Source organism: Synechococcus sp. CCY9201 (assembly GCF_034931105.1).
In the GTDB taxonomy this organism is placed as follows: Bacteria; Cyanobacteriota; Cyanobacteriia; order PCC-6307; family Cyanobiaceae; genus CBW1002.
The window spans coordinates 19,681-37,159 of the sequence record NZ_JAYGIC010000049.1 but is presented as its reverse complement, the minus strand read 5'-3'; the positions used below and the strand labels follow the sequence as shown (position 1 = coordinate 37,159).

Sequence of the window (17,479 nt, the reverse complement as noted above, 5' to 3'; positions counted from 1 at the left end):
ATGGACGATCGTCAACTCGAACGAGAAGCGCCGGGCCCGTCTCGGCGCCATCCGCAGCGTCCTCCACGCCCTGGACTACGAGCACAAAGACCACGACGTCGTCGGTGAGCCCGATCCACGGGTCGTGAGGACGGCCCATTCGGTGTTCATCGACAACTGAGCCGGTCGCCACACCTCAGCGGCTCGCTGCCGGAATGAACAGGTGTGGTCTGAGAGAGGGGCCACATCAGAATGCCCCCACTTCTGTTGCCGGCATGTTCACAGTTGCCCTTCCCCTGGCGCTTGCCTTCATCATGTTGACGCTGGGGATGTCCCTGACTCCAGCCGACTTCGGTTTTTCTCTGCGTCGGCCCCATCCGCTGCTGGCGGGGGTGCTTTGTCAGGTTGTCCTGCTGCCGTTGGTGGCCTTTCTGCTGATCCGTTTGTTCAGCCTGCCAGGCGAACTGGGCGTGGGGGTGCTCGTGCTGGCCTGTTGTCCGGGGGGAATCACGTCCAACGTCATGACCCGCCTGGCGCGAGGTGATGTGGCCCTGTCGATCTCCTTCACAGCCCTGGCCAGCCTGATCACCACCATCACCCTGCCCCTCATCCTCACGGTGGGAGGGCGTGCCCTGATGGGCACGGCCCTCCCGGCCGTGAGCATCACCGGACTGGGCCTGAAGATGTTTGTGATGACCACCCTGCCTGTGCTGCTGGGGGTGCTCCTGCGTCAGCGGAGTCAGGCGCTGACCCAGCGCTGGGAGCGCCCCTGCGAACAGATGGCCAACGGCCTGTTTGTGCTGATCCTGGCGATCACGATCCTCAGCGAATGGCAGACGCTGATCGCCAACCTCACTTCACTTGGTCCGGTGTTGCTGTTGCTCAACCTGGGGATGCTGGCCATCGGTACGGCAGTGGCCCAGATCCTTCGCCTTCCCGCCAGTCAGGTGAGCGCTGTTGCCATCGAAAGCGGCTTTCAGAACGGCACGGTGGGGATCGCGGTGGGAGCCCTGTTGGTGGGGGGCTCCGGTCCGGAGATGGGGCTATCGGCCTACAGCCTTCCCTCGGGGGTCTACGGAGTGCTGATGATGATCACCATCCTTCCCTATCTGGTTTGGCGACGTTCGATTCAGGCCATGGCTGATCCGTCTGTGATCGAGGGGTGAGGGCTGCCTAAAGGAAGAACTTCAGGCCAACTTCAAGGCCGTTCTCGTTGATATTGTAGGAATTATCTTGAAGGCCATCGTTGCTGCCGCCAAGCTCCAGATGGCGCCAGGACAGATTCAGCTTTGCCTTGCATGCTCGGGGGGGCTGTGGGGGGAAGCACAGCGCTTCTGGGCTCGGGGGGAATGGGAACGAGGTGTGAAGAGGCGAAGTTCAGGAAGGATGTCACCAGAGCGTGCACCAGTCTTGTCAGAGGACATGAGCAGCTCCAGAGTCTTTCCTGGGCTGCCGATCTGCTCTTCTTTTCTGGGAGATCTTGCGCCCTTGCTGTGCTTCTGCGCACCCGAGGCTGCCCGGCTTCGCAGGAAGGCTTTCAGTCTGCGGAGCGCCCCAGACGTAACAGGGCTGACGGCACCACGCCATAGCGCTGCCGAAAGCCCATGGCGAAGCTGGAGAGATCGCCGAAGCCATGGCGCCGGGCAATCGACATCACCGTATCGGTGGTCTCCGGGTGAAGCAGGGCCTGACGGGCCGCTTCGAGGCGCTGGGCCTTGAGCCACTGCATCGGACTGCAGCTGAATCGTTCCTGGAACAGGATCTGGAGGGTGCGGCGGGAATAGGCGCTGCGCTGCTCCATCTGCGTGAGCGTGATCGGGGTGTGCAGGTGGGACTGGATCCACTCGAGCAGGTCGTTGAAGGCCTGCTCCCGCGGCTGGGGCGCCCGGCGCCTCGGCTCTCCCGACTGCTCGCCGAGCAGCTCCGGAAACAGCAACAACGCCAGCAATCGCAGCAGCAGTTCTTCGACTCCGAGCGCAGCAAAGCCACCGGCAGCTTCCAGCGCGGATGCATCCAGCGTCGTCAGGACACGCCGCAGCGTGGTGAGCAGATCGTGCTCCAGGTTGCTGCGGGCACTGAGGTACCTGGGCTGCTGCAGGCGGCTGCGGAACGGCCGTGGGCCATGGCCATCTCCAGCGATGGCGGCGGCCGTGAGGGCCAGCCGCACCGGATCGAGGTGGATCAGCACTTCCTGGAGAAAGCCTGTGCGTGCTTCGAAGGCAGCCCCGGGGAGATAGAGCAGACCGCCTGGCCCCTTGAGTTCGAAGTGCTGCTGCTGCATGGTCACCTGGACCGATCCGGCATAGGTCAGCACGACCATGGCGTGCTCGATGTCTTCGGCCGCCAGCACCAGGGGGGAGTGGACGCTGGTGGACAGGACCAGGGATCCAAGCGGAAGAACGGCATTGCGGTGGAAGAAACCGCGGCGTTCGCCGATTCGCACCAGCCCCCTCAGGGGGGTGGCGGCATGGATTCGTTCCGCCAGTGCCGTGTCGTCCCAGTGCTGCTCGGCCCGATCGTTCAGAAAGATCAGGGGAAGGCTGGGAAGATCTGCGCTGCTGCCCTGATCATGCGTTTTCATCGCATTCATTCTGAATGATGTGTGATGCAGTGCACAGTGATGCAACGGAATCCTACGAATCGATCGTCCAATCATGTCGAAACGCGATGAACCAGCATTACGATCTGCGCAACGACCATCCGTCGCCCAGGAATGCCACGTCTTGATCTGATCTGGCTGTTCTTGGTTTTGATCACATTGCTACTCGTTCAACCTCAACCGTCCCTATCTGCCGATCCTGTTTGTCCGGCGGAAATGATGGCGATTCCCGGAGGCAGCTATCGCATTGGCGCCGCCGGTCAGTTGGACGACGAACGCTCAGAAGCCCGCGTTCGCCTCACTCCCTTCTGTCTCGGTGCCCATGAGATCACGAACCAGCAGTTCGCGGCCTTCGTGACGGCCACGGGGTATCGCACGCTGGCGGAGCAGCCCCTGTCATCAGCCCAGTTCCCCGATCTCGCCCCAGCCGAGCGCAAGCCCGGGTCGCTGGTGTTCGAGCCGGTGCCAGGCGACGGTCCGATCGAGGAGCTCAGCTGGTGGCACTGGGTTCCGGGTGCCGACTGGCGCCACCCGAGCGGACCGGGCAGCTCGATCGCAGGTCTGGGCGACCACCCCGTGGTGCAGATCGCCTTCGTCGATGCCGAAGCCTATGCCGCCTGGGCCGGCTCAGCCCTGCCCAGCGAGGCCCAGTGGGAATTCGCCGCCCGAGGAGGCCTAGGGGATCAGGTGTTCAGCTGGGGCAACACCTGGAAGCCAGGCCAGGCCAATACCTGGCAGGGGGAGTTTCCCCGCCGCGATTCCGGTGACGACGGCTTTGCCGGCACTGCCCCGGTGGGCTCCTATCCCCCCAACGGCTACGGCCTGTTCGACATGACCGGCAACGTCTGGGAGTGGACGGCGGACTGGTATCGCCCGGGCCACGACGGCCTGCCCGCGCGCCCTGATCCCGCCATCGACCGGGAAGCCGAAAGCATCGATCCCCGCGATCCAGGTGTGGCCAAACACGTGATCAAGGGCGGCTCCTTTCTCTGCTCTCCCACCGATTGCAGCCGCTACCGCCCTGCCGCCCGGGAGGCCCAGAGTCCCGACACCGGCACCTCCCATATCGGCTTCCGCCTGGCTTCCCCGCTCACCTCCACCCATGGCTAAGCGTCCCTTTCACGCCACGATCACCCGCCTGGCCATGCTGGCGCTGGTGGCACTGTTGCTGGGCTGGCAACTGGGCGGCGTGCCCGCGCTGGCCCAGCGGATCACCGGCACTCCGGGTTCCCCCAATGCCACCACCACGATCCCCGGCAACCAGCTGCCGGCCCCGGCGCCACCCTTCGGTGGTGTGATCAAGGACACGGCCCTGCAGTCGAGGCCCTGGTGGGCGCCGCAGATCACGCCTCCGCAGAGTGCCCCCAACGTGCTGCTGATCATCACCGACGATGCCGGGTTCGGGGTGCCCAGCACCTTCGGCGGCGTGATCCCCACACCGGCGATGGACCGGGTCGCCAAGGCGGGATTGCGGTACAACCGCATGTTCTCCACGGCGCTGTGCTCCCCCACCAGGGCCGCGCTGATCACCGGCCGCAACCATCATTCCGCCGGCTTCGGGGTGATCTCGGAGCAGTCGACGGGCTTCCCCGGCTACAACAGCATCATCGAGCGCGACAAGGCCACGATCGGCCGTCTGCTCAAGGACAACGGCTACAGCACAGCCTGGTTCGGGAAGGACCACAACGTGCCCGCCTTCCAGGCCAGCCAGAGCGGGCCGTTCGATCAGTGGCCCACGGGCATGGGCTTCGACTACTTCTACGGCTTCGTGGGCGGTGACGCCAACCAGTGGCAGCCGAACCTGTTCCGCAACACCACCCAGATCTATCCCTTCGAGGGCAAGGCGCCCGGCAGCTGGAACCTGGTCACGGCGATGGCCGATGACGCCATCGACTACATGACGCGGATGCATCAGATCAATCCCGCCAAGCCGCTGTTCATCAAATACGCCCCCGGAGCCACCCATGCGCCCCACCACCCCACCAAGGAGTGGGTGGACAAGATCCACGCCATGCATCTGTTTGATGATGGCTACGAAAAACTCAGGGAGCGCATCTTCGAGAACCAGAAGCGGCTCGGTGTGATTGCCAAGGACGCCAAGCTCGAACCCTGGCCTGCCGATGTGATCACCCCCTGGGACCAGTTGAGCCCGGACGCCAAGAAACTGTTCATCCGCCAGGTGGAGGTGTTCGCCGCCTATGCCGCCTACAGCGATGATGAGATCGGCCGCGTGATCCAGCAGTTCGACGACCTCGGCAAGCTCGACAACACCCTGGTGATCTACATCAATGGCGACAATGGCACCAGTGCCGAAGGCGGGCCGCTGGGCACCCCCAATGAGGTGGCCTTCTTCAATGGCCTCAACAAACTGCCCGTCGACGTGCAGATGACGTTCTACGACGTGTGGGGCACCGATCTCACCTATAATCACATGTCTGCAGGCTGGTCGTGGGCCTTCGATACCCCCTTCAGCTGGTTCAAACAGAACGCCTCCAAGTTGGGCGGCGTCAACCAGAACATGGTGGTGTCGTGGCCGGCGCGCATCAAAGACAAGGGAGCTCTGCGGGAACAGTTCGTGCATGTGATCGACGTGGTGCCGACGATCCTCGAGGCGGCCGGTCTGAAGGCGCCGGACGTGGTGGACGGTATTCCACAGAAGCCGATCGAGGGCACCAGCTTCCTCTACACCTTCGATGGCAGGAATGCCAAGGCTCCCTCGCGCCACAAGACCCAGTACTTCGAAATGATGGGGCAGTGGGCGCTTTATGACGAGGGCTGGTTGCTGAGCACCAAGGTGAACCGGGCCCCCTGGGAGGCCTTCGGCCCTGCCAATCCGGATCCTCTCAACAACCAGACGCTGGAGCTCTACGACCTCAAGACTGATTTCAGCCAGAGCACCGACCTGGCCGCCCAGAATCCCCAGAAGGTGAAGGAGATGAAGGCGGCGTTCATCGCCGAAGCCAGGAAGTATCAGGTCTTCCCGCTCGATGCCTCGGTGGCGGGGCGCATCGTGGCGCCTCGGCCGAACATCACGGCAGGCCGCGACGCGTTCGTCTACACCGCTCCGATGGTGGGGCTGCCCCAGGGCGATTCGCCCCTGCTGCTCAACACCTCCTACAGCGTCACCGCTGAGGTCGAGGTGCCGGCCCAAGGAGCCGAGGGCATGCTGCTCACCTCCGGTGGCCGCTTCGGAGGCTATGGCTTCTACCTGAAGAACAGCAAGCCGGTCTGGGTGTGGAACATGGTGGATCTGGAGCGCCTGAAGTGGGAGGGAAGCGAGCCGCTTTCCCCTGGCAAGCACACGGTGGCGTTCGATTTTGTCTACGACGGCAAAGGGGCGGGCACCCTGGCCTTCAACGACTTCAGTGGCGTCGGTCGCCCAGGCACCGGCACCCTCAAGGTGGACGGCAAGGTGGTTGCCACCAAAACCATGGCCAAAACCCTGCCGATGATCCTGCAGTGGGATGAGAGCTTCGATGTGGGCTCAGACACCCTCACCGGCGTCAATGACGCCGACTACCAGCCGCCGTTCCGGTTCACCGGCACGCTCGACAAGCTGACCATCCGGCTCGATCGGCCTGTGTTGTCGCCGGAGGAGATCAAGAAGCTGGAAGCGGGTATGCAGCAGGCTGCCCTTGGGATCGAATGATGGTGTGCGTCTGGGACCGGCCTTGAAGCATGACATCGTCCCCAGGGCCGATGGCTCAAAAGGAGCATCCGATCGCTCATCTGGCAGGAACAATCAGCTTCCTGCCGGTGGTGGAGGGCAGGATCGGCCTTGGCCGCTGGCAATCGCTGCTGCTCACCCTCCTGGCAGGGGAAGGCAACGACCCCTGCAAGGAGATCATCGTTCCTATGGATGGTTCGTCGCCGAGCCCTGCACGGCGATTCCGGTGTCGATCCGCTGGATCGGTGGAGCACCCAGACCCTGCTGCCAGAGGCTAAGCACCGACCAGTAACCCTGCGAACGGGGTTTGGTGGCAGCGGTGGAATCCACCACCCCGCTCCTGATCAGCTGGACAAGTTCAGGCAGGTCATCCAGACCGACCACCCGGACCTCGCCCGTTTTGCCCAGTGCCTGGATGGCACGACCGATGCCGATGCCGCCGCCGGCATCGGACACGACCCAGCCCTTCAGGCGGGGGTGACGGCGCATCGTTGCCGTAGCCATCTGTTCGGCGGTGGCGATGTTGTCGCCATCGATGGGTGATGCCACAACCGTGATGCCGGGATGGCGCGCAAACACCTTCCGGTGGCATTCGACGCGGATGGCATGGTTCGGCGCTGTGGGCACGCCTTGCATAATGGCCACCTCCCCCTGACCTCCGAGCAGCTTGACCAGGCGCTCGGCAGCGATGCTCGCCTGCACGCAGAAATCATTGCCAATGCTCGTGATCCCCAGATCAGCCGGGAGTTCCGAGTCGAACACAGTCACAGGAATGCCCTGGAGCTGGGCTTGCTTCAGCAGGGAGCTGAGCCGATCTGCATCCAGCAGATCAATCGTGATGCCGCTGGGTTTGGAGTGAATTGCCGCCTGGAGGATCGAGGCCTGTAGGCCGGCCTCCGCCCTGGCGGGGGGGCGATACTCGATGACCGCAGTGGTATCGGTCTGTTGTTCGATCATGCGGGCGGCCGCCTCGGCACCCTCTCGCACGGCCTCAAACCAGGGATGGGTCACTTTCGGAATCAAGACGAACCGAAGCGGCTCAGGCGCTGCTTCAGCCGCCGATGTGGCCAGGGCGATGGGTGCCAGGCAACCCAAAAGAGCCAACGCTTGCATCGCCAGAGGGAAGCTTTTCATCGATCAATCAGAACCTGCGGAGTGCGGAGGACGCGTTGAAGCTCGGCTGTGATGGTTCGCCATCAACCTGACAGTGGCCAAACCATGCTTCAGCCTAACTTCATCGATCCTCGGATCGTTGTCCGGCGCTGGGAAGCGCGACCGCTGGCATGATGCCTGGATCGGCGCATTCAAGGCTCTGAAGCCCACCTCCATGCTCTGATCACCGGGGTCGTCTTCCGGGAAGATCTCCTTCTCCAGGGCACGTCCATGGCCGTGTCGATCGTCACCCACACAACGCAACCTGAGACGTTCCCAGGCGTTACCTGCTGCCGGACGCTTGCCTGAAAGCTCTGCAGCTGGGTCTCTGCATGGATTCAGACAAGAATCACCGGTTGCATCAAGCAGACCGGACTATCACTCTGATCCCATCGCCCAACGTTGAGGGACTGACTCTGGTTGAGGAACTGCTCTGATGTGTGCAATCTGCGGATGATCTTCTCGGGGCTGTGGAGATTGTGTCCATGGGGCCACATCTGAACCGCGTGGAGTCCAGTCCGCCTGCAGGATGACCGCAGCCAAGCTGCTCCCCTCCCGTCGATGAGCGATACCGGCCTCTCCCGCCAGCTCGGTCTCCGCTCGATGACTCTGGCCGTGGTCACCAGCACCATTGGGTCTGGCTGGCTGTTCGCCCCGTTCTATGCCGCGCGCTTCGCCGGACCGGCCGCCCTCGGCGCCTGGCTGCTGGGGGGACTCCTGGCCTTTGCCCTGGCCCTGGTGTTTGCAGAGCTCGGGGCCCTGGTGACCAGTTCCGGGGCCCTCGCCCAGATCCCCTTGCTCAGTCACGGCCGTACCGCCGGCTTCATCGGCGGCTGGTGCGCCTGGGTCTCCTATCTGGCTCTCCCCAGCATCGAGGTGATGGCGGTGATGCAGTACCTCGCCAGCAGTGCTCCCTGGCTCACCGCCGACGAGGGTGCCGGCCAGGTGCTCAGCGGCGCCGGCCTGGCCCTGGCCAGCCTGCTCCTGGTCGTGCTGGCCTGGATCAACCTGGCCGGAGTGGGCTGGCTGGCCCGCTGGATCGACGGCCTCACCAGCTGGAAGCTGGTGGTCCCCCTGGTCGTCTCGATCACCCTGATGCTGAGGTCCGGCCACTGGACCAACCTGGTACCCGTGGCCCAGCCGGCGGGGGCCACCCTGGAGGGCATGGTGCGGGCGATCAGCAGCGGCGGGATTCTGTTCTCATTGCTGGGCTTTCGCACGGCCATGGACCTGGCCGGAGAAGCCCGCCAACCGCAGCGCACCGTGCCGGTTGCGATGGCCCTGGGACTGGGGATCTCCCTGTTGATTTACCTGATGCTGCAACTGGCCTTTCTCGTCGCGGTGCCCCCCGACCAGCTCTCCGCCGGTTGGGCCGCGCTCCGCCTCAGCGCCCACGGCGGACCGCTGGTGGCCCTGGCCCTTGGCTTGGGCCTGGGCTGGGTCGGCCGACTGCTGCTTCTGGATGCAGTGGTGTCACCCACGGCCACCGCCATGGCCTACATGGGGGCCGCCTCTCGGGTGGGCTGGATGATGGGGCGCTGCGGTCTGCTGCCCAACGTGCTCGGCCGGATCAATCGCCAGGCCGTGCCGTCGGTGGCTCTGCTGATCTCGCTCATCCTGGGCATCGGCATGCTGCTGATCGGGCCCGGGTGGCAGAACGTGGTGAGTCTCCTCACGGCCACCCTGGTGATTGCCCTGGCCATGGGCCCGGTCAGCCTGGCCGCCCTGCGCATCCAGCTCCCGGCCACCTTTCGGCCCTACCGACTTCCCTGCGCCGGGCTCTGGTGCCCGCTGGCCTTCGTGCTGGCCACCTGGGCGATCAGCTGGTGCGGCACCACCTCCCTGCGCGGTGCCGTGCTGATCGTGCTGCTGCCGGCGATCGGCTTTGTCCTGCTGGCCCTCCAGGGCCGGCAGCCTGGGCAACACCATGGGGCTGTGCAGTCTGGCGAACAAACCGACGAGCAGCCCCACGCCCCGCTGAACCTGCTCCAGGGGCTGTGGTGGTTCCTTTATCTCGGTGGCTTGGTGGCCATCACCGCCTGGCCGCTGCCGCTGGCCGCCCAGCTGATCCTGCTGGGGGCCTGGGCGCTGCTGGTGTTCCCGCTGGCAGTGCGTTCGCGCTTGTCGGTGGTGTCGCCCTGGGCCAGGATCGGAACCGACTGATCCTCAGGGCGCGGGGCCAGGCAGTTGGCCCCGCCATATCGACGCGGGCTCCCCGTCCTGGAGCAGGCACAGGGTCTGGACTGGGAGTCATCGGATCTGCTGGCACCGACTGGATATCGGGAGATTCAGTTCCATCCAGCTCAGATTTCGGCGGCGGCCCGCTCCACCAGGCGCCTGGCCACCGCCTGCACCCCCGTGTGCGAGTAGGTGTCGGTGAAGGCATCGAGGAACACGGCCAGCTGATCGAAGCCCCCTTGCCAGGGGCCGATCGCCCCCTCGAGGGCATGGACGGCGCGCTGTCCCGTCAGCCCCAGCTGCCTGACCAGCCCTTCGGACCAGTCGAGCCATGGCTCCACGCCGCGACGCAGAAAACCAAGGTGTGCCTGATCGCCCCGGCCGGGCAGCAGAGCGGCCATGCGCCGATAGGCCGGCCACTGGCGGAGATCGCTGGATCCCACCTGGCCCAACAGACCATCCAGCCCCTGGAGAGCCTGATCACCGAGGGGAAGCAGGGCATCGAAGCAGATCATCGCGGCCATCCGGACCCGCGCTTCATTGCCGTAGTCCCGCAGGGACGCCGCGAATTCGGCAAAGCTGTCACCGGGCAGGCCATTTGCCTGGGTGAAGGCGAGCATCTCTGCCGAGACCTTGAGGGCCAGATCCACCGCCTGCAGCTTCTCGGAAGGAGGAGTCAGAGACGTGAGCCGTTTCACCAGTGGCAGGGCGCCACCCAGATTGGCGGCGATGCGCAGCCCGCCGGCGGCCTTCTGGGAGCGGTTCACCGCGTCGTAGAGGCTGAGGGCACGTCCGTAACCCTCATGACGGGCACGGCTCAGCGCATCGGCGCGGCGTCGCACGGACGCGATCAACGCCGGGTCGTCATCGCCGAGCACATCGGCAATCAGCGCATCGGCACTGGTGATGTTGTGCCACGTCCCCGGCACCAGGGTGCTGACCCCCTTCAGGGCCAGCACAGTGAGACCACGGCGCGGCAGGCGCTCGAGCCGCTCCAGAACCGTGCCGCTCATGCGCTCACCTCGGCCCTGGCGAGGAGCAGGCGCAGAGGAACCGCGCCGGTCAGGGCAGGCTTGAGGGCCGCAAGACCGGTCAGATCAAAGGCCTCAAGCACCGCATGACGTTGCTGGGGATCCATGCCGACCCCCTGGCCGATCACCTTCACCTGAAAGCGATCGGCCACCAGCAGCGCACTGGCCTGGGAGCCCTGCTCGACAAGTGGCCAGCCCTTGATCACGGCACGGCTGGCGGAGAACTTGGCCCTGGCATCGGGGGCTGTGATCACATCGGAAATCGAGAGCAGGGCCCTGAGCTCATCTCCCTGGCGCAGACGGGCCTGGGCGAACCCTCGCTTCTCCTGCGTGAACACCAACTGTTCCCCGGTCTCCGGTTCGGGGAACAGGCGGTTGAAGGCCGAACCGTTCACCACCTGCGATGTCGGAACATCGGCGACGGTGCCGCCAGGCAACCAGTCTGCGAACGGAAGGGCCACAACCGCCACCAGCAGCAGGGCGGCGGCGAGCACGCCGGCCACGACCCAGCGAAGCGTTCGATTCATGGAGGGCCGATCGGGGCGATTGCCGCAGTGGTAGCAAGCACGCACACGACACGGCCATCCAGGCGCTCGCCGCTTCCTTAAGAACCGTGTTACGGTTCTTAACAGAACGCAACTTTTTGCCATGAACAGCTCCGCCGCCCTCTCCAAGGTTTCCTCTGAGTCGACCCGCGAGGTCCATGTCGAGCAGCTGAAGAAGGTGGAGCTGTTCAACGGCCGCGCCGCCATGCTCGGCCTGTTGATCGGTGTGGTGGTGGAGGGCCTCACGGGCTTCAGCATCGTCCACCAGATCGGTCTGGGTCCCCTGGTGGATGGCTATGCCGCCTGCCACACCAACCTGCTGCCCTTCTGTCTCTGAGCCGCCGGTTCACCAGGTTTCGCCAGATCCGCCAACTTGGGCTGAGGGTCGATCCGCTCAGCCAGTTCGAGGCAACGGTCCATCTCCTGCCAGAGCAGCTCACGCCGCTCCGAGTTCACCGCGTAGGAGCGATGCTGCAGATCCCTGCCCATGTAGCGAAGGGCAGCGGCGATGCGGGCCCGGTCGTCGTCCTCCAACCAGGGCAGGGAAGTCTGAACGGTCGCGTGGTCGGGGTCCATGGCCAGAGAAACGTTGACGGAGGTCACCATCGGGCCTCGAAGAATGTATCCCTGGACCATCCGTTGAACGTGTTCTCGCGTCAAACCATTGCAGACACTTGGCATCGATTGCATGATCCAGGATCTGCCTTGATGGGCTGATCAACCGATCGGCCCGATGCATCATGCCGCCGCCGAGTGGCCGTGCCATCAGGATGATGCGGCAGGGGCCCAGGCCGCGATGTCCAGGTTCGGCCAAGATGGGATTCTTTGCCTGCGGTTGATGATCCCAGCCCAGAAACAGATCACCGGGATGCTCGGCCACCCGGTGGCGGAAAACCCGATCGACCGGATGTTCGATGCCGTCTACGCCCACTACGGCCTCAGCTGGCAGTTTTTGAAGAGTGACATCGGCAACATGCAGGATCTCGCCCTGGCTGTGGCGGCGCTGCGCCCCCTGGGCTATCGGGGTATCGGGATCACGGTTCCCTACAAGGTGGCGGTGATTCCACTGCTGGATGAGGTCGACGACGATGTGCGCGCCATCGGTGCCGCCAACTACCTCACCATCGAATCGGGCCGTCTGATCGGCCATAACAATGATGGCAAGGGGCTGGTCAAGGCGATCGAGAAGGTCTCTCCGCTGCAGGGAGCTCGGGTGGTGATGCTGGGAGCCGGTGGTGCTGGTCGCGCGATGGCTGTGGAACTCGCCTGGGCTGGCGCAGCCCATCTCACCTTGGTCACCCGCCGTGAGGAACAGGGGCGTGAAGTGGCTGAGCTGGTGCGCAGGGCCTCCGGCGTCCCCACCGACTGGCAGCCCTGGCAGGGCAAGGTGAGCCTGCCGCCGGGCACCACCATGCTGATGAATGCCACCCATCTCGGTTGCGCGCCCCAGCGGGAGCCGGTGCCGCTGCTCTGGGATTCGGTCGATCGCTCCTGCACAGTGGTGGATGTGATCACCAATCCGCGTCTCACTCCCTTCCTGGCCACCGCCCGGGAGCGCGGCTGTCCGATTGTCGACGGGGTGGAGATGCTGGTCCAGCTGGCCATGCAGATTTTTGAGCGTTGGACGGGCATCACGCCCGAGGAAGTGGTGTTCCAACAGGCCGTGGCCGATGCGCTCGGGGAGCATTGACGGCCCTTGCCGGCATTGGCGGATGTTTGCTCATCCGGGTCGCTTCTCCGGTCCAAGTCGTGATCGCACCCAGGCACCCACTGGCCAGCCCACGCTGGCCAGTGGGTGGCGTGGTGGCGAGATTCAACTCTGCACAGGTCACCGGATGCCAACTGGCTTGCGCAGAGTTCCCAACGACGACGGGGCCTTCGACAATGACCCTTGGTTGGTGAGGAAGGCTGAGCCACCAATCAGGCAGACTCCCTGCCGGCCGGGGCCGGGGGCGCCCCGGGAGCATGCTCGTCGTGCCGCCAGCACCCGAGACGAAGGCGGGACATGCGAGACACAAGCGCAAGGCCTCTCCATGTTCAGGGGAGCGGCCGCTTTCTTGAATAGGGCGTCGGCAGAGCAAGAGTTTGCAGAAAAACCGGCTGAAAAGCCGCGTTTTGTCTTCCTGAGAGCTTGATCGCGCTTCGTTCGAACTGGTTTTCAGCGTTTCAGCGACTCAGAAGGCCCGATTTCAGACGTTTTGCCCCATTGGAGCTCCCTGGAGACCGCCGGCCGCCTTGCTGGTGTGGACACGGGAACCCAGGCGGCAATACAAGATTGTGAGTGACCTCAACTTCCGCATCGAGCCGATGCTGCACGAGCGGGGCACCCCCAGCGAGAGGGCCCTGAATGCGGTCGGCCGTCAGTCCAGCACTCGTTAGGAGTTGAACCACGGCAGTTTCAGACCAAGGGCTTCGATTGGATCCATCACGAGCTTGTTGAGAGCACGGCCTAGAACCACTTGTGGCTCGTCTGCCCGAATTGGGAGAACGGGATGCGCGTGATCGGCACCGTTGACAATCTTGCGCCTGATCAGGGAGTTCCCTGCCTCCAGCCCGCACACATAGGCTCGTTCCTGACACAATCCCTTGGCTCCATGTTCTTTGTCGCCCATCCGCACCCAGTCGCCAGCGCAGACGATCGACTCCACTGAGGTTTCCAAGGGTGGCCGTTTTCTGAAACTGCCCGGAGAAAAGAGCGACACCGAGCCCGGATAGCGCCGCACCTCGGAATCAACCACCCTGGCATTGGTGAATTCAGGATGAGCGATGGGGAGCAGGTCACGCGTGAGCCGATCGATGATCTCTTGATCGCTCATCGCTGCGATAGCCGATGCGTTGTAAAAGTCGCTGGCGACCACTGAGCCCTGGGGCTGCTCATCACCCCAGAGAGCCTGTTGCGCATCCTTGTGCAGCTGATCCAGCATGAAAAAAGTGCCCCCAGAGCCCTTCAGTGATTCGAAGCGGGAAAACACGTTGGCTGGGTAAGCGATTGGAATAGAACGATCCAGCCATAGACGTGCTGACACGACATCGATGGAACCAAGCGAAGCAGCGCTAACAAGCTCTGGTGCTGCCTTGCTGAGTTCAGGAGATTCAGCCATCAGAGACTTGAGCCCTTTTGCACCAACGGCCAAGACCACAGCATCCACCTCGTCAATCACCCGAACTGTATTGGTTGCCACGTTCTTAACCTCAACCGAGCTGACACGCCGCGTGTCAGACGACATCGTCACCCGTCTGACCAACGTTCCCCCAAGGACCTGCAGATGATGGCGGGAGATCAGCCTTCGACTGAGAGGCGCAAACAGATGTTCGGCGATGCTTTTCGACTTGATCCAACGGACATCAAATGAGTCTTGGTGGGCCAGGGCGTAGTAATAGAGGAGCTCCATGGTGACCGCGGCCGAAAGCTCTTCGGGTGGCTTGAACAAACCAACCAGCAAGGTGGGACGCAAGAACTCATTGATGAGCCGATCGCTGATGCCGAGCTTGACAAAGAGTGATTGCGCATCGAGGTCGTCGTACTGCTGGAAAATCCTGTCGCTGCGATAGAGGTCAAGCATTGCATAGAGAAGCCCTGCGATGCTGAGCCGGTCTTGAATGGGAAGTCGTGTGAAGTTGGTGATTGTTGCCACCATCTGGCCAAGCGGACTTGGCCATTGGGGTGACTCTCCAAAGACAGGCGCTGTTGCTTCTAACCCATCGGGCGACCAGAAGGCACTGGTTGTGAAGTCAGTGAAGATATCACCAACGCCGAGTTCATCGGTCAGGGCATTGATGTTGGGATAGTCTTTCCAAAAACCTCTGGTGCCTGCCTCGAACGGTTTGCCGCTTTTGGTTGTGATTGGTTGGCTGCCTGTTGGATCGGGCATCCCATCAATCAAGCTGACACGAAGACCGGCTTCACAGAGTGCCTTGGCTGCGCCCCAACCAGCCCATCCGGCTCCGATGACGACGACATGGGATGGTCTTCCGCCGGGCATGGTCTCGTCTGGCATGGCTGCTACGAACGTCGGCTCATCTTTTGCAAGTTACTCAAAGAGTGATGGAGCTCGCCTGTCAGTCGCACACTGATCGCATTGGTGCGATCTCGTTCGGTTGCGCTCATCAGCCCATGCCCCCTCTGTTTGCTGTGTAGCGGCATGGCTGACATTTCCCTTGAGTGGACAGACCACCACAAGCTCACTTCTCGTGCCAGATAGTCATTGCCTGCCATTCAGGAGCAGCGTTCGGAAGTGGCTCGGTCCTGAGCCTTACCGGCGCTTTGCTGGCTCTCTCCACAGCAGGCCAGCGATCCCAGCCCCAACGCCACCTAAGCCCAGAACATAACCGATAGGGATCAGAGGAAAGGCCTCCCGCAGGATGCCATCTGCATCTACATGTACGCCGATCAGCCGATAGGCGACCCAGCAGGCCATTGAACCAGCGAGCAGCAACAGCGATAGGCGGATGAGCGTGCGTTTCATGGCCGCAGCTGCTCCAGCAGGGTCTGGGTGAGCGCCAGCTCACAGCGCGTCGTGAAGATGCCGTAGCCCGTCCCCTGGAAGCTCACCGACTTGGCGTAGGCGCACACCTTGCGGCGTTCGGCTCGGAAAGCACGCGCCTGCTCGTTTGGGTCGGCACTCGTCTTGTAGAAGCCGGTGAGGTTGTCGCGCCAGAGCGTCTGGAAGGTTTCGCTGGGCACTTGCCTGGCCTCGCTGGCCACCCGCACCAGGGCCTTCTCCAGCTCCCGATCCTTGGCTTGGAGGGCTTCCATCACGCAGCGGGTTTCGGCCACGGTGCTTTCTGATGGGGTGCAGACCTCCGCTGCTGGTGCCGGCAGCGGCACCAGGGAGACGGCCAGCAGCAGGTGGAGACAGGTGCGCATCGTGAGGCTTTTCTCCAGACGCATTTTCCCCAGACACATTGTCATGCTGGATGCTGCTGTTCCGAGTCGCCGCGCCTCTTCCCCATGACCAGCCTGCTCCCCCGGCTCCCCCTGCTGCTCACGGCCATCGCCGGCTGCCTTGTCAGCCACCCGGCTGCCGCATGGGCAGCCCCGGCAGGCAGCAACCTGGCGGTGCTGCTTCAGGCAGCGGGCGGCCAGCCCCTGGGCCTCTACGACGGTGTGCGCTTCGTGCGGATCAACGCCACCGACGGCACCCGCATCACCGTCACGATCAACTGCGAGCAGGAGCTCTGGCGGGTGGCCCGCATTGAGCCCAGAACCGGCCGAGCGGACTTCCGCGACGATCGCTTCCAGAGTGCTGCCGGCATCGGCCGCAGCCGTTGGTGCACCACCCCCGTGCGCACGATGGAGTGAGTCTGGGCTCATTCCTCCAGCAGCTGCACCTGGTACACGGCCACATTGCTGTGGGCAAGCGAGCGCACGATCTCAGGCACCATCTGCATCGGGGTGCAGAGCGTCAGCGAGCGGCGCCTGCCGGCGGCCATCTCCGCCAGGTGCTGGGGATCGATGCTGGTGGAGCGCTGCTGCGCTGCAGCCTCAAACACCTCCACCGCTGGGCTCTTCCCGGAACCCAGCACAAACAGCACCCGCCGGGGCGTCTCGCTGTAGTCGCGGCTGAGGGCCTCCAGTGCCGTGATGTCCGGGTGTGTCATGGCCTGCTGGTGGCGGGGGATTGCTACACCCACCTGGATAATCGATGGACTTTCCTTTGCTCCCGCATGCTCCATCGCCGCTTCCTCGCCATCGCTGCTGTCAGCGCGAGTGTTGTCATCGCCGGGGCCTCCCTGGTGCGTCCTGCCACGGCCGCCCAGACGCTGGACTGCTGGATGAACGACAGCAAGCAGACCTGTCAGGTGAAGCCCTGGGGTAACGGGGGATTTGAGATCAGCTTCAGCGGCAGTGCCATCTATCGCTTCGTGCCGGCCGGTCCACCCACCACCGACAACCGCCGCATGCGTGATGAACAGGGCCGCATCTGGCTGATGAGCGGCCACCACAGCTTCACGCTCAGCGAGCAGAACGGCGATGGCAACCGAATCGCCGTCTCCAACGTCAAGAGTCGGCCCGCAGCGGCCGTGGATCACCAGGCCCACAGCAAGGTGAAACTCAGCGGCCATGGTCAGCCCACGGTGACCCTGTACGCCAACCCCAACTACGGTGCCGCGATCGCGGGGATGGGGGTGTCGGGGGAAACGCTCGACAAGCTGGCGTGCACCTCAAACAGCCAGGGCACCTGGTGCCGGGTGGGCTACCCCGGCCAGAGCGGCCGGGTGCTGTGGGTGAACCGGGATTCGCTGATCTTCCTGGGGGATGGTGAATAAGGGATCGCGCCTGCGCCTGCTTTGCCCTGGCCGGGTTCTCTGCCCTGGCCTTTGCAGC

17 protein-coding genes are annotated in these 17,479 nt (G+C 63.8%); 8 read left to right on the top strand and 9 right to left on the bottom strand.

Annotation, left to right across the window (positions count from 1 at the left end):
- The first annotated feature begins 254 nt into the window (after positions 1-254).
- Positions 255-1,145, top strand: coding sequence for a bile acid:sodium symporter family protein (locus tag VB716_RS05080; RefSeq protein ID WP_322757278.1), 891 nt, complete (start codon positions 255-257; stop codon positions 1,143-1,145).
- Between the two features lie 371 nt (positions 1,146-1,516).
- Here VB716_RS05080 and VB716_RS05075 read toward each other — a convergent pair whose 3' ends face one another.
- Positions 1,517-2,560, bottom strand: coding sequence for an AraC family transcriptional regulator (locus VB716_RS05075; RefSeq protein ID WP_322757277.1), 1,044 nt, complete (start codon positions 2,558-2,560; stop codon positions 1,517-1,519).
- A 237-nt stretch (positions 2,561-2,797) separates the two neighbouring features.
- Here VB716_RS05075 and VB716_RS05070 point away from each other — a divergent pair, with 237 nt between their 5' ends.
- Both VB716_RS05070 and VB716_RS05065 read left to right on the top strand, forming a co-directional pair.
- A complete protein-coding gene (locus tag VB716_RS05070) occupies positions 2,798-3,688 on the top strand; it encodes a formylglycine-generating enzyme family protein (protein WP_322757276.1) in 891 nt (296 codons plus the stop codon).
- Entirely contained in the window at positions 3,681-6,227 is a 2,547-nt protein-coding gene (locus tag VB716_RS05065) for an arylsulfatase (protein WP_322757275.1), read from the top strand. Before VB716_RS05070 ends, VB716_RS05065 begins: the two co-directional genes overlap by 8 nt.
- Positions 6,228-6,431: 204 nt before the next feature.
- On the opposite strand, the gene VB716_RS05060 is transcribed toward VB716_RS05065, so the two are convergent.
- Positions 6,432-7,379: a substrate-binding domain-containing protein gene (locus VB716_RS05060; protein WP_322757274.1), complete on the bottom strand. Its 948-nt coding sequence runs from the start codon at positions 7,377-7,379 to the stop codon at positions 6,432-6,434.
- A 579-nt stretch (positions 7,380-7,958) separates the two neighbouring features.
- Between VB716_RS05060 and VB716_RS05055 the strand changes: the two genes are divergently transcribed.
- The gene (locus VB716_RS05055) at positions 7,959-9,560 is read left to right on the top strand and encodes an APC family permease (protein WP_322757273.1); all 1,602 of its coding nucleotides are present in this window, start codon (positions 7,959-7,961) and stop codon (positions 9,558-9,560) included.
- Positions 9,561-9,700: 140 nt separating this feature from the next.
- Here the strand turns inward: VB716_RS05055 and VB716_RS05050 are convergent, their stop codons facing one another.
- Together VB716_RS05050 and VB716_RS05045 are read right to left on the bottom strand one after the other, a co-directional pair.
- Positions 9,701-10,588 carry a hypothetical protein gene (locus VB716_RS05050; protein ID WP_322757272.1) on the bottom strand — a complete coding sequence of 296 codons (888 nt, stop codon included), beginning with the start codon at positions 10,586-10,588 and terminating at the stop codon, positions 9,701-9,703.
- The gene (locus VB716_RS05045) at positions 10,585-11,133 is read right to left on the bottom strand and encodes a hypothetical protein (protein WP_197169896.1); all 549 of its coding nucleotides are present in this window, start codon (positions 11,131-11,133) and stop codon (positions 10,585-10,587) included. Before VB716_RS05045 ends, VB716_RS05050 begins: the two co-directional genes overlap by 4 nt.
- 121 nt (positions 11,134-11,254) lie before the next feature.
- Between VB716_RS05045 and VB716_RS05040 the strand changes: the two genes are divergently transcribed.
- Complete coding sequence (locus VB716_RS05040; protein WP_322757271.1) at positions 11,255-11,488, top strand: chlorophyll a/b-binding protein; 234 nt, start codon at positions 11,255-11,257, stop codon at positions 11,486-11,488.
- Here the strand turns inward: VB716_RS05040 and VB716_RS05035 are convergent.
- Positions 11,446-11,757 carry a hypothetical protein gene (locus tag VB716_RS05035; protein WP_322757270.1) on the bottom strand — a complete coding sequence of 104 codons (312 nt, stop codon included), beginning with the start codon at positions 11,755-11,757 and terminating at the stop codon, positions 11,446-11,448. The two genes, VB716_RS05040 and VB716_RS05035, sit on opposite strands and share 43 nt — an antisense overlap.
- 232 nt (positions 11,758-11,989) lie before the next feature.
- Between VB716_RS05035 and VB716_RS05030 the strand changes: the two genes are divergently transcribed.
- Complete coding sequence (locus VB716_RS05030; RefSeq protein WP_323269909.1) at positions 11,990-12,841, top strand: shikimate dehydrogenase; 852 nt, start codon at positions 11,990-11,992, stop codon at positions 12,839-12,841.
- A gap of 685 nt (positions 12,842-13,526) precedes the next feature.
- Here VB716_RS05030 and VB716_RS05025 read toward each other — a convergent pair.
- The 3 genes from VB716_RS05025 to VB716_RS05015 form a co-directional block, all read right to left on the bottom strand.
- A complete protein-coding gene (locus tag VB716_RS05025; RefSeq protein WP_322757268.1) occupies positions 13,527-15,149 on the bottom strand; it encodes a hydroxysqualene dehydroxylase in 1,623 nt (540 codons plus the stop codon).
- A gap of 255 nt (positions 15,150-15,404) precedes the next feature.
- Positions 15,405-15,617, bottom strand: coding sequence for a DUF3955 domain-containing protein (locus VB716_RS05020; protein ID WP_322757267.1), 213 nt, complete (start codon positions 15,615-15,617; stop codon positions 15,405-15,407).
- A complete protein-coding gene (locus VB716_RS05015; protein ID WP_323269907.1) occupies positions 15,614-16,057 on the bottom strand; it encodes a lysozyme inhibitor LprI family protein in 444 nt (147 codons plus the stop codon). The genes VB716_RS05020 and VB716_RS05015 overlap by 4 nt, the downstream gene beginning before the upstream one ends.
- Positions 16,058-16,102: 45 nt before the next feature.
- Here VB716_RS05015 and VB716_RS05010 point away from each other — a divergent pair, with 45 nt between their 5' ends.
- Positions 16,103-16,453: a hypothetical protein gene (locus VB716_RS05010; RefSeq protein ID WP_197158773.1), complete on the top strand. Its 351-nt coding sequence runs from the start codon at positions 16,103-16,105 to the stop codon at positions 16,451-16,453.
- An 8-nt stretch (positions 16,454-16,461) separates the two neighbouring features.
- Here VB716_RS05010 and VB716_RS05005 read toward each other — a convergent pair whose 3' ends face one another.
- Positions 16,462-16,752: a hypothetical protein gene (locus tag VB716_RS05005; RefSeq protein ID WP_259737061.1), complete on the bottom strand. Its 291-nt coding sequence runs from the start codon at positions 16,750-16,752 to the stop codon at positions 16,462-16,464.
- A 66-nt stretch (positions 16,753-16,818) separates the two neighbouring features.
- Here VB716_RS05005 and VB716_RS05000 point away from each other — a divergent pair, with 66 nt between their 5' ends.
- A complete protein-coding gene (locus VB716_RS05000; RefSeq protein WP_322757264.1) occupies positions 16,819-17,421 on the top strand; it encodes a hypothetical protein in 603 nt (200 codons plus the stop codon).
- Positions 17,422-17,479 lie beyond the last annotated feature (58 nt).

Bases quoted from the DNA above. Each gene is read 5' to 3' on its own strand.
- VB716_RS05080 (WP_322757278.1), top strand. From the start codon at position 255: ATGTTCACAGTTGCCCTTCCCCTGGCGCTTGCCTTCATCATGTTGACG.
- VB716_RS05075 (WP_322757277.1), bottom strand. From the start codon at position 2,560: ATGAAAACGCATGATCAGGGCAGCAGCGCAGATCTTCCCAGCCTTCCC.
- VB716_RS05070 (WP_322757276.1), top strand. From the start codon at position 2,798: ATGGCGATTCCCGGAGGCAGCTATCGCATTGGCGCCGCCGGTCAGTTG.
- VB716_RS05065 (WP_322757275.1), top strand. From the start codon at position 3,681: ATGGCTAAGCGTCCCTTTCACGCCACGATCACCCGCCTGGCCATGCTG.
- VB716_RS05060 (WP_322757274.1), bottom strand. From the start codon at position 7,379: ATGAAAAGCTTCCCTCTGGCGATGCAAGCGTTGGCTCTTTTGGGTTGC.
- VB716_RS05055 (WP_322757273.1), top strand. From the start codon at position 7,959: ATGAGCGATACCGGCCTCTCCCGCCAGCTCGGTCTCCGCTCGATGACT.
- VB716_RS05050 (WP_322757272.1), bottom strand. From the start codon at position 10,588: ATGAGCGGCACGGTTCTGGAGCGGCTCGAGCGCCTGCCGCGCCGTGGT.
- VB716_RS05045 (WP_197169896.1), bottom strand. From the start codon at position 11,133: ATGAATCGAACGCTTCGCTGGGTCGTGGCCGGCGTGCTCGCCGCCGCC.
- VB716_RS05040 (WP_322757271.1), top strand. From the start codon at position 11,255: ATGAACAGCTCCGCCGCCCTCTCCAAGGTTTCCTCTGAGTCGACCCGC.
- VB716_RS05035 (WP_322757270.1), bottom strand. From the start codon at position 11,757: ATGGTGACCTCCGTCAACGTTTCTCTGGCCATGGACCCCGACCACGCG.
- VB716_RS05030 (WP_323269909.1), top strand. From the start codon at position 11,990: ATGATCCCAGCCCAGAAACAGATCACCGGGATGCTCGGCCACCCGGTG.
- VB716_RS05025 (WP_322757268.1), bottom strand. From the start codon at position 15,149: ATGCCAGACGAGACCATGCCCGGCGGAAGACCATCCCATGTCGTCGTC.
- VB716_RS05020 (WP_322757267.1), bottom strand. From the start codon at position 15,617: ATGAAACGCACGCTCATCCGCCTATCGCTGTTGCTGCTCGCTGGTTCA.
- VB716_RS05015 (WP_323269907.1), bottom strand. From the start codon at position 16,057: ATGTGTCTGGGGAAAATGCGTCTGGAGAAAAGCCTCACGATGCGCACC.
- VB716_RS05010 (WP_197158773.1), top strand. From the start codon at position 16,103: ATGACCAGCCTGCTCCCCCGGCTCCCCCTGCTGCTCACGGCCATCGCC.
- VB716_RS05005 (WP_259737061.1), bottom strand. From the start codon at position 16,752: ATGACACACCCGGACATCACGGCACTGGAGGCCCTCAGCCGCGACTAC.
- VB716_RS05000 (WP_322757264.1), top strand. From the start codon at position 16,819: ATGCTCCATCGCCGCTTCCTCGCCATCGCTGCTGTCAGCGCGAGTGTT.